This is a genomic window from Achromobacter sp. SIMBA_011, assembly GCF_046535435.1.
Lineage (GTDB): Bacteria > Pseudomonadota > Gammaproteobacteria > Burkholderiales > Burkholderiaceae_B > Achromobacter > Achromobacter dolens.
This window is the reverse complement of record NZ_JAWRWN010000291.1, coordinates 1-286: the sequence shown is the minus strand read 5'-3', so window position 1 is coordinate 286 and position 286 is coordinate 1. Positions and strand designations below refer to the sequence as shown.

Sequence of the window (286 nt, the reverse complement as noted above, 5' to 3'; positions counted from 1 at the left end):
GCATCCCAGAAGTACGGGCCCTGTGCGCGCGACACGAAGCGCGGCGTGCGGCCGACCGAACGGAAGGCGCGCACCGGTGAGTTGACGCCGCCCGGAATGGTCTTCTGGGCGCGTTCGAAGAGGATCTGATTGTTGGACATGAGCGAAACCTGAGAGAAGGGCGCGGGGGCCTCGTGCACGGGCCGCGGCGCCTGGGCGGAACTATCCGTCCGATTGTACCGGAGACGCGCGGGGCGGGCCCGCCGGGCGGTCTGCGGCCTTTCGGCGCGTTCGCAGGCGCGAGGTG

The 286-nt window shown here is 70.6% G+C and carries 1 pseudogene; it reads right to left on the bottom strand.

Going from position 1 to position 286, the window contains the following annotated elements:
* Positions 1 to 140 (bottom strand): annotated as a pseudogene (locus SB816_RS31000) (aspartate aminotransferase family protein); the annotation flags it as partial.
* Positions 141 to 286 lie beyond the last annotated feature (146 nt).